Annotated in this window: 14 protein-coding genes; 9 read left to right on the top strand and 5 right to left on the bottom strand. The window is 65.6% G+C overall.

The window, feature by feature from the left end; genetic code table 11:
- Positions 1–95 precede the first annotated feature (95 nt).
- From ACTIAO_RS10360 to ACTIAO_RS10350, 3 genes are all read right to left on the bottom strand, one after another.
- Positions 96–1,346, bottom strand: a complete 1,251-nt coding sequence (locus tag ACTIAO_RS10360; protein ID WP_441906191.1) for a sugar ABC transporter permease — start codon at positions 1,344–1,346, stop codon at positions 96–98.
- Positions 1,339–2,142: an ATP-binding cassette domain-containing protein gene (locus tag ACTIAO_RS10355; protein ID WP_441906211.1), complete on the bottom strand. Its 804-nt coding sequence runs from the start codon at positions 2,140–2,142 to the stop codon at positions 1,339–1,341. The genes ACTIAO_RS10360 and ACTIAO_RS10355 overlap by 8 nt, the downstream gene beginning before the upstream one ends.
- Before the next feature lie 149 nt (positions 2,143–2,291).
- On the bottom strand, positions 2,292–3,380 hold the full coding sequence (locus ACTIAO_RS10350; protein WP_441906190.1) for a substrate-binding domain-containing protein: 1,089 nt from the start codon (positions 3,378–3,380) through the stop codon (positions 2,292–2,294).
- Positions 3,381–3,598: 218 nt separating this feature from the next.
- Between ACTIAO_RS10350 and ACTIAO_RS10345 the strand changes: the two genes are divergently transcribed.
- The 7 genes from ACTIAO_RS10345 (at position 3,599) to ACTIAO_RS10315 (ending at position 10,657) form a co-directional block, all read left to right on the top strand.
- On the top strand, positions 3,599–4,393 hold the full coding sequence (locus ACTIAO_RS10345; protein ID WP_441906189.1) for a DeoR/GlpR family DNA-binding transcription regulator: 795 nt from the start codon (positions 3,599–3,601) through the stop codon (positions 4,391–4,393).
- 112 nt (positions 4,394–4,505) lie between these two features.
- Positions 4,506–5,567 (top strand): 2-hydroxyacid dehydrogenase, encoded by a 1,062-nt coding sequence (locus ACTIAO_RS10340; protein WP_441906188.1) that lies wholly within the window; start codon positions 4,506–4,508, stop codon positions 5,565–5,567.
- A complete protein-coding gene (locus ACTIAO_RS10335; RefSeq protein WP_441906187.1) occupies positions 5,564–7,075 on the top strand; it encodes an FGGY family carbohydrate kinase in 1,512 nt (503 codons plus the stop codon). Before ACTIAO_RS10340 ends, ACTIAO_RS10335 begins: the two co-directional genes overlap by 4 nt.
- A complete protein-coding gene (locus ACTIAO_RS10330; protein WP_441906186.1) occupies positions 7,072–8,568 on the top strand; it encodes an FGGY-family carbohydrate kinase in 1,497 nt (498 codons plus the stop codon). The genes ACTIAO_RS10335 and ACTIAO_RS10330 overlap by 4 nt, the downstream gene beginning before the upstream one ends.
- Positions 8,565–9,200 carry a histidine phosphatase family protein gene (locus ACTIAO_RS10325; RefSeq protein WP_441906185.1) on the top strand — a complete coding sequence of 212 codons (636 nt, stop codon included), beginning with the start codon at positions 8,565–8,567 and terminating at the stop codon, positions 9,198–9,200. The genes ACTIAO_RS10330 and ACTIAO_RS10325 overlap by 4 nt, the downstream gene beginning before the upstream one ends.
- A gap of 112 nt (positions 9,201–9,312) precedes the next feature.
- On the top strand, positions 9,313–9,660 hold the full coding sequence (locus tag ACTIAO_RS10320) for an ArsR/SmtB family transcription factor (protein ID WP_441906184.1): 348 nt from the start codon (positions 9,313–9,315) through the stop codon (positions 9,658–9,660).
- A 1-nt stretch (position 9,661) separates the two neighbouring features.
- On the top strand, positions 9,662–10,657 hold the full coding sequence (locus ACTIAO_RS10315) for an SRPBCC family protein (protein ID WP_441906183.1): 996 nt from the start codon (positions 9,662–9,664) through the stop codon (positions 10,655–10,657).
- An 86-nt stretch (positions 10,658–10,743) separates the two neighbouring features.
- On the opposite strand, the gene ACTIAO_RS10310 is transcribed toward ACTIAO_RS10315, so the two are convergent.
- Both ACTIAO_RS10310 and ACTIAO_RS10305 read right to left on the bottom strand, forming a co-directional pair.
- Positions 10,744–11,454 carry a ribonuclease H family protein gene (locus tag ACTIAO_RS10310; protein ID WP_441906182.1) on the bottom strand — a complete coding sequence of 237 codons (711 nt, stop codon included), beginning with the start codon at positions 11,452–11,454 and terminating at the stop codon, positions 10,744–10,746.
- A 43-nt stretch (positions 11,455–11,497) separates the two neighbouring features.
- Complete coding sequence (locus tag ACTIAO_RS10305; RefSeq protein WP_441906181.1) at positions 11,498–11,734, bottom strand: hypothetical protein; 237 nt, start codon at positions 11,732–11,734, stop codon at positions 11,498–11,500.
- A 58-nt stretch (positions 11,735–11,792) separates the two neighbouring features.
- Between ACTIAO_RS10305 and ACTIAO_RS10300 the strand changes: the two genes are divergently transcribed.
- Together ACTIAO_RS10300 and ACTIAO_RS10295 are read left to right on the top strand one after the other, a co-directional pair.
- Complete coding sequence (locus ACTIAO_RS10300) at positions 11,793–12,899, top strand: mechanosensitive ion channel family protein (RefSeq protein ID WP_441906180.1); 1,107 nt, start codon at positions 11,793–11,795, stop codon at positions 12,897–12,899.
- A gap of 27 nt (positions 12,900–12,926) precedes the next feature.
- On the top strand, positions 12,927–13,470 hold a 544-nt coding region (locus ACTIAO_RS10295; protein WP_441906179.1), incomplete at its 3' end, for an FAD-dependent monooxygenase.

The raw sequence follows: 13,470 nt of genomic DNA, 5'->3' as shown, positions 1-13,470 counted from the left end.
TACGCCGCGACCGAGGCGATCGACATCATTCCGGATGCCGTGGATGACGCCCCTGTTGTGGAGGACACCGAAGAAGCTCTCTGACGCGGTGGCCGCTAGCGTCCGCTGGAGTTGCGAGACCTGCGTGCCATCGCATCCAGAGCCACGGCAATCAGCACGACCGCGCCGGTCACGATGAAGCGGATCGACGAGTCGAGGTTGAGCAGTGTCAACCCGCTCGAGATCGACTGGATCACGAGGACTCCGACAAGCGCCGCGAATGCAGAACCTCGACCGCCGAACAGGCTCGTCCCACCGATCACCGCAGCTGCGATCGCGTTGAGGTTCACGTCTCCCGTTCCGGTCTGCGGTCCTGCCGAGTTCAGGCGAGCCGCCGCCATCAGGCCACCGAGCGCGGCGAACGCGGAGCAGAGCATGAACGCCGACATGTACACACCGGAGACGTTGATGCCGGAGCGCCGAGCGGCCTCCTTGTTGCCTCCGACCGCGAACATGGAACGCCCCCATGAGGTGCGGGTCAAGGCGTAATTCATCACCAGGACCAGCGCGATGAAGAAGACGAACATCCAGCCCACGCCGCGGCTCTGATTGAGGAACCAGGCCGCAAACCCCAGAATGACGAGCAGGGTCCCGGATGCTGCGACGTTCATGCCGAGCGGTCGAGCAGACAGTCCCGCTGCGGTGCGCCGACGGGCCTTGATGTAGTTGCTCAGGAACAGGGCGACTGCCGCGAGCACCACGATCACGTAGGACAGCGGTTTCGGCACGAACGCCTGCTGTCCGAGGTACACCAAAAATGAATCGACGGGGAGGTTGATCGTTCCGGACTTGCCCAGCGTCAGCAACTGCAGTCCGAGGAATCCGAGCAGCCCCGCCAGTGTGATCACGAACGAGGGCACGCCGAGGCGCACGTAGATCACTCCGTAGAAGGCGCCGATGGCGAGGCCCGCGGCGACGGAAGCGAGGATTGCCAGAGGCAACGGCCAGCCGAGATTCACAAAGGTGACGGCGACGACGGCCGCAGAGAGGCCGCTGACGGAACCGACCGACAGGTCGATCTCCCCGACGAGTAGCACGCAGACGATTCCGAGTGCGAGGATTCCCACCGGCACCGACTGCATGAGCAGATTCGCGAGGTTGTTGCTGGAGAGGAAGAACGGGTTGAGGATCTGGAAGATGGTCCAGATCAGCGCAAGCCCGATGATCACAGGAAGGAGCCCGAGATCTCCTCCGCGGATGCGACCCACGGTGCCTGTGAGCATCCCGCGGAACCCGCCGGCTTCTTCGCGGAGGCGCTCGTCCTGCAGATCGGTCGGGCGGGATGGCGGGATTGTCGTATCAGTCATGATCCTGTCTTCCTGTCTCGCCCGCGACCGGGCCGGCGGTGGCTGTGGCTGCCGACTGAGCGGCGAGAGCACTGCGTCGGGTGACGGCGTTGTCGGTTGCGCCGGTGATAGCGGCGATCAGTTCCTGGTTGCTGGTGTCCTTCACCGCGAACTCGCCGTTGTTGCGTCCCAGACGCAGCACGACGACTCGGTCGGCTACCGCGCGCACGTCTTCCATGTTGTGGCTGATGAGGATGACCCCGAGGCCCTGTTCGCGCAGACGCTCAACCAGGTTCAGTACCTCCGCAGTCTGTGCCACCCCGAGTGCTGCCGTCGGCTCGTCGAGGATGATGAGCTTCGGCTCGCCCAGGAGCGATCTGGCGATCGCGACCGTCTGGCGCTGCCCGCCCGACAGGGATGCGATCGGGATGCGCACCGACGGGATCTTCGCGGACAGCTGCCGCAGCAGGTCCCACGCCTTGATCTCCATAGCGACTTCGTCGAGGCGGAGCGGCTTCAGCTCCTGACCGAGAAACAGATTCTGCACCACATCGAGGTTGTCGCACAGCGCAAGGTCCTGAAAAACAGTAGCGATACCGCGTTCGATCGCGTCCGTCGGCGACTCGATGCTCACCTCGTCACCCGCGAACACGATGCTGCCCGCATCGGGCCGATGCACTCCGGACAGCACCTTCACCAGCGTCGACTTGCCGGCGCCGTTATCACCGACGATGGCGACGACTTCACTCGAGTCGACGGTGAGATCGACGTCCGTGAGGGCGGCCACTGCGCCGAAATTCTTGGTGATACCGCGCATGGTGAGCACGTTATGGATATTGGGGCGGGTCGACGAGCCGTTACTCACGACGCAGGCCTTTCTGCTCGGTGCGGCACCCTTGGCGGCGACGCAATGTCTCCTGGTGCACCGGTCGCTGCGCGGGATCGATGCACCAGGAGCCGGGTTGACTACTCGATGCCGAGGGCCGCGCAGGCGTCCGCGTACTCAGCGGTGCAGACCTGGTCTGCCGTGTAGATGCCGCCGTCGAAGATGACTTCCTTGACGTTCTCGGTCGTCACGACAGTCGGCGTGAACAGCTGCGAAGGCGTGTCGAACAGCTCAGCATCCGACTTGGGCTTCTCGCCGTTCATCAGCTGCACTGCCACCTCGGCTGCGGCCTCCGCCACCGTCTTGATCGGCTTGGAGATCGTGTTGTACTGCGTGCCGGCGATGATGCGCTGGATGGCGGCGATCTCGGCGTCGTTTCCGGTCACCGGAGGAATCGGGGTGACTCCCGCGGCCTGGAAGGCCGCGATCGTGCCGCCGCCGGTGCCGTCGTTGGCGGCGACGACGCCAACGATGTCGGTGAACTGCGTCAGCTGCCCGCTCACCCAGTCCTGCGCCTTCTGCGGGTCCCACTCGGGGGTGTCGAACTGAGCGAGGATCGGGAACGGTCCTGCCTCGACCCCGTCGTTCATGCCCTTCTTGATGAGCTGTGCGGCATCGTCGGTGGGAGAGCCGTTGACGATCAGCACTCCGCCGTCCACGCCGTCCGACTCGAGCTTCTCGACGAGCGACGTGGCGATGAGGTTTCCGATCTCTTCGTTGTCGAAGGAGACGTAGAAGTCGGCCGGTGCCGTGGTGATCGGGCGGTCATAGGTGATGACCGGGATTCCGGCGGCCTGCGCGTTCGTCACGATCGTCGCGGCTGCCTTGGTATCGACGGCGTCGAGCACGATCGCCTTGGCGCCCTGTGTGATTGCCGACTCCGCCTGCTGCTGCTGTTTCGCCGGGTCGGAATCGGCGTTCTGGTAGACGACGTCGCAGTCGGGGCACAGTTCGCCCACCTTGGCCGTGAACAGCGGAGCATCCTGCTCTTCATAGCGGGTCGAAGCCATGTCGGGCATGAGGAAGGCGATCATGCCGCTGTCTCCTGCACCGTCCTCTGAGCCGCTGTCCGAGCTGCCGCCGTCCGATCCGGGTGAGCAAGCAACCAGAGAGGTGCCCAGCACGATCGCGCCCAGAGTGGCTGCGAGTCGCAGATGTGATTTCTTCATCGAATCTCCTCGTCGAGTCCCCGAGGTTCGGGGGTGTGATGATGCAGTGACGGTCAGGCGTCAGTGAAAGGGAAGAGCACGACCGCTAGCGGGAACTATACCAACTTTTACGTTAGAACTGTCAAATCATGTGATAATTAGTGTTTCGCCCCTGTCAAAGCAGTCGTGCCAGCGAGTCGCTCCTCGGTAACATTCAAGAAGTCTGAAAGGTGAACCGGATGACATCGACTCCGTCGACCACGAACTCGAGAGCGTCGCGTCAGCGGCTGATTCTCGATCATGTTCTGCAGGTCGGGTCGGCGAGCGCGGCCGAGCTCACAGAGCTGACCGGGCGCAGTCTCATGACTGTGCACCGAGACCTCGAGGATCTGGCTGCGCGAAACCTGGTGCGCAAGTTCCATGGTGGTGTCTCTGCGCTGCCGACGAGCGTGTTCGAGTCGAGCTCCGACTTCCGCAGGCTGCGCCGGATGGAGGAGAAATCGGCCCTCGCACAGGTTGCAGCGAGCTTCATCGAGCCCGGTATGTCGCTGATGCTCGATGACTCGACAACCGTGCTCGCACTGGCCGGATTGATCACCGATAAAGCCCCACTCACTGTCGTCACCAACTACCGACAGGTGCTGGAGTCGCTCCGGGACTCCCCGGATGTGCACGTCATCATGATCGGTGGCGCCTATTCGCGCACCCACGACTCGTTCATCGGTCCGCCTGATCAGACGAACCTCGATGCGTACGCGGTGGATATCGCGTTTCAGTCCACATCGACGATGGATGAGCGGATGACCTACCACCAGGAGCAGGACATCGTGAGCATGAAGCGCATCATGCTCCAGACCGGGAGACGGCGAGTGCTCATGATGGACGGATCCAAGGTGGGGCACACGTCGCTGCACCGTTTCCTGCCGATCACGGACTTCACCGATGTCATCCTCACGGAAGACGTCGACGAAGGGATGCGAGCTCGCATCGCAGATCAAGCGACCGTGCACATCGCACCGCTGCTGGCACGGTGAGCGGGAAACGCACCTCATCTTCGGATTTGATAAAACTACCATCGTGGATGGTAAACTCCCTGCGATCGGGCGCAGACGCCGTGTCGGCCCGGCTGAAAGCAGGAAAGCTGAAATGCCACACATTGCGATAGCCGGCGATCACTTCGTCACCCCCAGCGTGTTCCGGGATGCCCTGGAGGAAGAACTCGGGCAGGATGCCGCAACGTTCAGCGAGTCGACTCTGCCCTGGCCGCACGAGCCGTTCGGCCCCATCGGTGACGTCATCGAGGCCAGCGGCAGCATCGAGACCAGTATCGAGCTTCTCGAGGGAGCCGAGATCGCTGTCACGCAGATGGCGCCCTTCACCCGTGAGGTGTTTGCCGCCCGTCCCGAACTGAAGATGGTCGGCATCTGCCGAGGCGGCCCCGTCAACGTCGATCTCGCCGCCGCCACGGCGGCCGGAGTGCTCGTCACGTTCGCACCGGGACGCAACGCCCAGGCTGCCGCGGAGTTCACCATCGGCCTCATCCTGGCGGCGATGCGCCGCATTCCACTGACCGATGCGGAGCTCAAGCGCGGGGTCTGGCGAGGCGACTACTACGCCTGGGAGAACGTCGGCGGCGAACTGGATGGCGCCACCGTGGGCCTCGTCGGCTACGGGGCGATCGGACGCATCGTCGCGCGCATCCTGCAGGCCTTCGGGTCCACGGTGATCGCCTACGACCCCTATGCGGATGAGGCGGCGCTCGCGGCAGACGGTGTCAGCACGGTCGATCTCGACACGCTGCTGCGCCGCAGCAGCGTGGTCAGCCTGCATGCCCGGCTGACACCGGAGACGAAGCACATGATCGACGAGCGCGCGCTCGGGCTTCTCCCGCACGGCGCAGTGCTGGTGAACGCCGCGCGAGGCGGATTGCTCGACTACGGTCCTCTGCCGGACCTGCTCCGGTCCGGTCGCCTGGGCGCCCTGGCCCTCGACGTCTATGACATCGAGCCGCCGCCAGCCGATTGGCCGCTGTTCTCCGCACCGAACGTGGTGGTCTCGCCGCACTTGGCGGGTGCCACGACGCAGACAGCCACCCGCGCGGCTGAGATCGTCGCGAAAGACGTTGCGGACTTCGTGAGCGGCCGAGTTCCTGCGCATGTCGCAAATCCCGAGGTCCTCGACGTGCTCCACCTGGCTGCCGCGCGATGACGGATCCTCGCGGAGCCACTCTCGCCGTCGATGCAGGCACCAGTCTCATCAAGGCGGTGGTCTTTGACGAGCGCGGACGTGAGCAGGTCGTCGTCCGCCGGTCCACGGTGATCGACAGTCCGCATCCCGGCTGGGCCGAGCAGGACATGACCGAGGTTCTCGATGTCGTGCGCAGCTGCATCGCTGACGCAGCACGCCAGTACGCTCGCCCGATTGCGCGGCTCGCGATCACCGGGCAGGGGGATGGCGCCTGGATGGTCGGTCACGACGGGAAGCCGGTCCGACCCGCCGTGCTGTGGAACGATGCGCGAGCCGTCGGCGTCGTCGACGAGTGGACGCGCGATGGCACACTCGACGAGGCGTTCCGGCTGAACGGGTCCCTCGGAAATCTCGGGCTTCCCAACGCGATCTTGGCCTGGTTCCTCGCCGAAGACCCCGATGCGATCGGCGATGTGCGCGACGTCGTGACCTGCGGAAGCTGGCTGTTCGAGTCGCTGACGGGCGCACGCGGCCTGCATCCATCCGATGCATCCGCCCCCTGGCTCGACGCGATGACCGGTCAGTACTCCGATGATCTGTTCGAGCTCTTCGGCCTCTGCTCGGTGCGAGGGCTGATTCCGCCCGTGCTCACCGCTGACGAACTCACCCAGCCGCTGCGCGCCTCCGTGGCTGAAAGCGTCGGTCTCGAGGCTGGTATTCCCGTGACGCTCGCGCCATACGACGTCGTCACCACAGCCACGGGAGGGGGCAGTATCGCGACCGGGTCTGCCTTCTGCATTCTCGGCACGACACTGTGCACGGGGGCGGTCGTGGAGACGATCAGCACGGAGGGTGCTCCGACGGGCCTCACCCTGCACGGCGGCGAAGGCCAAGCGGTCACCCGGGCATTCCCGACCCTGGCCGGGACCGGCGTCGTCGAATGGGTGCGCGAAATGCTCGGCGTCGAAGACGCGGCGGCCCTCACGGAGCTCGCGCGCGGATCGGAGCCGGGCGCGCGCGGCGTCCGGATGTGGCCGTATCTGTCTCCGGCGGGCGAGCGGATGCCGTTCCTCGACGCCGATGCGCGCGGCGTGATCGGCGGCATCACCTTCAGCACCGCACGCGCGGACATCGCACGAGCAACGCTGGAGGGCCTCGCGCACGTCATTCGAGACTGCCTGAACGCGAGCGGGGCGCAGATCACAGAACTCGTCGTCTCAGGCGGTGGGTCCGCTAGCGATCTGTGGTGTCAGGTGATCGCCGATATCACCGGTGTCGAGACTGTTCGCGTCGCCGGCACTCAGGTCGGAGCAAAAGGCGCAATGCTCTATGCCGTCGTCGCAGCCGGCGATTACGAGAACCTTCAGGCCGCAGCCAGAGCGCTGGTCGACCGTGCAGACAAATTCACTCCGGATCGGTCGGCTCGCGCGCTCTTCGATGAACGGCATGAAGACTTCCTGCAGACACGTGACGCCCTTTCGGGGCGCTGGCGCGGGTGGCACCGCGGACTGGCGCAGTCCTCATCATGACCGAGTCGGCCTGGGTGGGAATTGATCTCGGCACGCAGAGCGTGCGGGCGATCGTTCTCGATGATGACGGACGGGAGCTTGCCGCGGCATCCGCGCCGCTCCACAGCAGTCGAGTGGCTGACCGGCATGAACAGGATCCGCAGCAGTGGCTGGTTCAGGCGAAGAAGGTGCTGCAGAAGGCCGTCGCCGAGCTACCACCCGGCTATACGCCGCGTGCCGTCGCCGTTTCGGGCACGTCGGGAACTCTCGTGCCGCTGGATCGGGAGACGGGATCACCGCGCGGGCCGGCCGTGATGTACGACGACCGGCGCGGGGCGCCGCATCTGGAAAGGGTCGCCGCTGCGGGGGCAGGCCTCTGGCAGCGGCTGGGATATCGCATGCAGGCGTCCTGGGGGCTGCCGAAGCTGCTCGAACTGTTGGATGAGCGGGCAGATGACGGACACTCGGTGATCGGGCATCAGCCGGATGTCGTCACGAGCATGCTCGCGGGGCACCGCGTAGCATCCGATCTCAGCTCGGCATTGAAGACCGGAGCCGACCTCGACAGCGTCAGCTGGCCAGAAGGCGTACTGGACTCCCTCGGCATATCGCTGGCGACGGTGAACGCACTTGCCGCTTCGGGGTCGGTCATCGGAGAAGTGGGAGAGTCCGGGGCCGCAGCAACCGGACTGCCCGTCGGATGCCTGATCGTGGCGGGGATGACCGACGGCTGCGCCGCCCAGCTGTCTGCTGGCGCGCTCACTCCTGGGGCGTGGAACAGCGTGCTGGGGACGACGCTCGTCCTGAAGGGGGTCTCCGCGCAACGCCACACCGATCCCACCGGAGCGGTGTACGCGCATCGGGCTCCGTTCGACGGCGGCTGGTATCCGGGGGGCGCGTCGAACGCCGGCGCGGGGGTCATCTCCGAACTGCTGCCGGGCCGAGACCTGGCCGCGCTGACCGCCGCAGTGGACTTCTTTGGCGAGGCACCCATCGCGTATCCCCTGCGAGGGCGCGGCGAGCGCTTCCCGTTCGTCGCGTCGGATGCTGTTGCTCTGCTGCCGAATGACGGCGATGACGTGACGATGTTCTCTGCGATCCTGCACGGTGTTGCCTACGTCGAGCGACTCGCCTTCGATCTTCTCGCGATGACGGGCTACGACCTGGGCGGCAGCATCTATGTCACGGGCGGCGGTGCGCGCAATACGGCGTGGACGCAACTGCGGGCCGACACGTTGCAGAGTGAGCTGAACGTGCCGGTGCAGAGCGAAGGGGCAGCCGGGATGGCGATGCTCGCGGCAGCCGGATGTCTCGCGCACGAAGGAGCGGCTGGCGCCGACCCGCTCGCGACCGTCGCACGACGTATGGCGCCGGCATCGTCGCTCGTCGAACCGCGTCCACAGCGCCGCGAACCGCTTGCCGAAGCATATTCCGGTTTCATAGACAACCTTGCGGAAAACGGCTGGCTCGCGCCGGAGTTGTGCGCCGCAGCTCGAGAAGGATTGAACGCATGATCACGCTCCACTTCATCCGCCATGGTGAGACCGTCTGGCACGCAGAGAACCGGTATGCCGGTGCCTCAGATATCGAGCTCACTGAGCGCGGGAAGGCGCAGGCTCGCTTGCTCGCCCCCTGGGCGGAGGCCGCCTCGATCGATGTGCTGGCCACTTCTGATCTGCGCCGCGCGGTGGAGACCGGTGCCGTCGTCGCGCAGGCAGGGGGAGTGGCCGCGGTCATCGATCCCCGGCTTCGCGAGGTGAGCTTCGGCGAAGCAGAGGGCTTGACCCGCACGGAGATGCAGGAAAAGTTCCCCGGGGCGCTCGCCGCATTCCTCGAGGCGCCGGCCTCGTCGCCGCTGCCGGAAGGCGAGTTCGGCGCTCACGCGGCGGACCGCGGCCTTGAGAGCATCGTCGAGCTGATGCAGACAGGGTCGGAGCGGGTGACGATCGCCGTTGTCGCGCACACCACGCTGATTCGGCTCATCCTCTGTCGGACTCTGGGCATCCCGCTGGACGAGTATCGGCGGAAGTTCCCTTCGCTCGGAAACGCCACGATCACCACGCTCTCGCTCCCCTGGGTTTCAGCCGCAGAGGATCTCGTCGCAGCCGGAGCGCTGCTGCAGTACAACGCACCGGCTGTCGGGTGAACGGGAGCGGAGCTCGGGTGCGACGCGGCTCGCTCTGCCGATAACGACACGGAGTACGGCTCTGATGCGCAACCCTTGACGCAGCATCCGCTCGGGCGTAACGTACAACCAAATGGTTGCACAAGCTGAAGTGAGCGAAGCGGAGATCGACCGTGTGTTCCACGCACTGGCGACGGCCACTCGGCGCGACATCCTGCGCCGCACGATCAGTGAAGAGCAGTCGGTGTCGACCCTCGCGGGCGACTATGACATGTCTTTCGCTGCCGTGCAGAAGCACGTCGCCGTCCTCGAGGCTGCCGGCCTCATCATCAAACGCGCCGAGGGACGCGAGCGGCTCGTCCGTGCGAATCCCGAGATGATCGCGCGCGCCCGGGCGCTGCTTGCCCGCTACGAGGAGATGTGGCGAGCACGCGTCTCCCGCCTCGACGAATTGCTCTTAGAAGACAACGAAAGAGACTGAAATGCCTGTCACCGATATCACCACGGATGCCGAGAACCTCACCATGACCGTCATCGCCGACTTCGCGGCACCGGTTGAGCGCGTGTGGACGGCGTACGCCGATCCGCGTCAGCTCGAACGGTTCTGGGGCCCTCCCGGATGGCCCGCGACGTTCACCACTTGGGACCACACCGTCGGCGGCCGCGCGATTTACCACATGACCAGTCCGCAGGGAGAGAAGTCCTCCGGTGCCTGGGAGTTCCTCACGATCGAGGCGCCGCACCGGTTCGAAGTGCTCGACTCGTTCGTCGACGCCGACGGCAACCCATTGGACGGCTTCCCCGCGATGCGCATGGCGTTCGGTTTCGAAGCATCCGGATCAGGCGGCGACAGCACCCGCATGACCACGACGACGTACTTCACCTCGGTCGAAGCACTCGAGCAGGTCACCGCGATGGGCATGATGGAGGGCACGCGGATGGCGATGAGCCAGATCGACGCCGTGCTGCAGGACCTTCGCGAGTACGCGCAGGGCAAGGGCACTGTCGTCGAGTTCCTCGACGACACGCACGTGAAGATCACCCGGCTCGTCGACGGACCGCGCGAGCTCGTCTGGCGCGCGCACCACGAGCCGGACCTCATCAAGCAGTGGATGCTGGGACCCGACGGCTGGGAGATGATGGAGTGCACCGTCTCGGCCACCGTCGGCGACAGCTACCGCACCTCGTGGGCGCCGACCGGCGACACCAAGGGTGAACCCTTCGGGTTCGAAGGCGAGGTGCTGCTCGTCGACGCCCCGTTCCGCGCCGTGACGACCGAGCGGATGCAGGGGCTGCCGACCCAGACCCTCAACGATCTCAACCTCTACGAGGAAGACGGCGCGACGCTGGTCACTGTGCTCATCGAGTACCCCGACAAGGAGACCCGCGACATGATCCTCGCCACCGGCATGGCCGACGGCATGGAGGAGTCGTTCAAGCGGTTGGAGCGCGAGGTGCTGCGCGGCGCGCGTTCATAACTCCGGAGAAATTGCCGCCAGGGGCGGATGCGGCACCGTAAATACGCGGAATCTGCGAAAAGCTCCGGAGTTATACGGGCCGGCGCTCAGATCAGGCGGCGCACCGCGTCTTCCAGAGAGATGCCCTGCGCGTCGGCGCGGTCGCGCAGGCGCGCGTGCTCGGCGGCAGTGAGCTGGATGCGCAGGTCGACGGGCGCAGGGGCGTCGAAGACGTCGAGGAGCGAGGATGCCTCGGCCCAAAGCGGTGCTGCCGCGACGGGCTCAAGGACTGGAATCTCGGTCGCTGACGTTTCACCGGTCGAAGCAGGCTCAGCGGTCGAAGCGTCCGAGCCAGCGACCGTGAACCCGGGCCCGCGCTTCGGCTCCTGCTTCGCCTGATACGCCTTCGCCGCCGCGTTCGCCCGCACGTCGGCGGCCTCGTTCAGATCGTGTCCGGCATGCCCCTTGACCCATTCGAACCGCACATCGCGGCCCTGCATCGCCTCGTCCAGCGACTCCATGAGGTCGCGGTTCAGCACGGGGGCGCCGTCGGCCTTGCGCCAGCCGCGGCGCTTCCACCCCGGCATCCACTTGGTGATCGAGTCGATCACGTACTTGCTGTCGCAGAGGATCCGCAGCGGCTCACCCGAAGCCGCCGTCGCCTGCAGCAGCTCGAGTACCGCCCGCAGCTCACCCTGATTGTTCGTGCCGTGCGGGGAACCGCCGGCAGCCCAGCTGTCGTCGTCGATGTACCAGGCCCAGCCGTTCGGACCGGGATTGCCGAGGGCGGAGCCGTCTGCCGCGGCGGTGATCGTCATCCTTCAACCGTAACGGCTCGCACCAGCGCGCCCCGCGCGGCGGTCAGGATGCGGAGTCGTCGTTCTCGTCGGAGCTCTCTGCCGCAGCATCCTCCGGGACGGGCATGACCGGGAGCTCGATCGACGTGACCTCGCCACTGGACTCGAGGCCCAGCCCGATGTCGAGCGGATCGACGGGGATCTCGGGAAGCGAGTCGACGGATCGGTCGCGTTCGAGCGGTTCGCCGGGCAGTGCTGCCCAGGCATCCTTCTCTGCGGGGTTCTGCGAGAAAAGTCCCATGAGCTCCAGTATGCACGCAAGTCGTGTCTTGCCTGGCCAACTTGTCTAGCCTGGGATGATGGCATCTTTCGCAGAACTCGAATTCGAATTCGAATGGAACGCCTGGGTGGGCACTCTCGTCGCCGCACTCCTGGCGATCGTGATCGTCGTGGCTATCGTGATCAGTGCACGGTTCATCGCAGGACGGGCGCGCGGGCGTTCCGCCTGGGTCGCGGACTTCGAGCACCGCATTCGGATGCCCGGCATGGTGCTCGCCTTCGTCGTGGCCGCCTGGATCGTGTGCGCAGGCACTGCGCCGGGCCTCCAGCTCTGGTGGCCGGTGCTCGAGCGCGTCCTACTCATCGTGACGGTGCTGATCGGGGCGTGGCTGCTGTCGACCATCGTCACGTTCGGCATGGAACGGCTCATGCAGTACGACGGACGGCGGGATGCCGCGAGCCCTGAAGCCCGCCGCCGACAGACGCAGCTCACCATCATGAACCGTCTCGTCGTGGTGCTGATCTCCGTCATCGCCGTCGGTGTCGTACTGTTCTCGTTCCCCGAGGTCAGAGCGGTGGGCACCAGCATCCTGGCCTCCGCCGGCGTGGTCAGCATCGTCGCGGGACTTGCCGCGCAGTCGACGCTCGGCAACCTCATCGCCGGCATCCAGATCGCGTTCATGGATGCGATCCGTGTCGGCGACGTCGTCGTGATCGAGGATGAGTGGGGGCACATCGGCGAGATCAACCTCTCCTACGTCGTCGTCTACATCTGGGACGAACGCCGGCTCATCCTCCCCTGCACGTATTTCACCAGCAACCCTGTCGAGAGCTGGACGCGCACGTCCGACAAGATCCTCGGCACCGTCTACATGGACCTCGATTGGCGTGTGCCGGTGGATGCTGTGCGCGAGAAGTTCATGGAGATCATCGAAGGCTCGAAATTGTGGGATCGACGATCTGCGAACGTGCTCGTGACCGGATCCGAGGGTGGATACGTGTCATTGCGCTTCAAGATTTCGGCGGCGAACTCCGACGATCAGTGGGATCTGCGGTGCCTGGTGCGGGAGAAGATCATCACCTGGCTGCAGCAGGAGCATCCCGAAGCGCTTCCCGTTACGCGCATTTCGATGGAGCGGTCACGCATGGGCGCGGGTACAGAGGCGGTCGCAGAACCCCTCGCATGACGGCCTCGTCGGCGGGATGCTTGACCTATGAGCGAGGCAAGGTCACCGAGCGGGGCACGTGAAGTCGACTGTGTGATCGTCGGCGGCGGGCCCGCGGGTCTCATGCTCGCGCTGCTCATGCTGCGCCAGGGCTTCCAGGTCACAGTGATCGAGAAGCACGCCGACTTCCTGCGCGACTTCCGCGGTGACACCATCCACCCCTCCACCCAGCAACTGCTCGCCGATCTCGGACTCCTCGATGAGTTCCTCGCCCGCCCGCATGCCGACATGGACCGCGTCAGCGTCAGCTGGAACGGCACCGAGCTGACCATGGCTGACTTCACGCACCTGCCCACGCGCCGCAAGACGATGACGTTCATGCCGCAGTGGGACTTCCTCGACCTCATCGCCGACACCTGTGCGCGGTATCCGGGTTTCCACCTGCTGCGCCTGACCCGCATCGATGGGTTGATCCGCGAGCGAGGTCGTGTCGTCGGAGTCACCGGCACCGGGCCGGATGGTGATGTCTCGCTGCGCGGGCGCCTGGTGGTCGATGCCTCCGGCCGCGACTCGGATGTGCGCGCGGCAGCCG

Source organism: Microbacterium sp. (genome assembly GCF_052099035.1).
Taxonomy (GTDB): Bacteria; Actinomycetota; Actinomycetes; order Actinomycetales; family Microbacteriaceae; genus Microbacterium.
The sequence above is the reverse complement of the archived record's forward strand: the minus strand, read 5'-3'. Positions and strand labels throughout refer to the sequence as shown.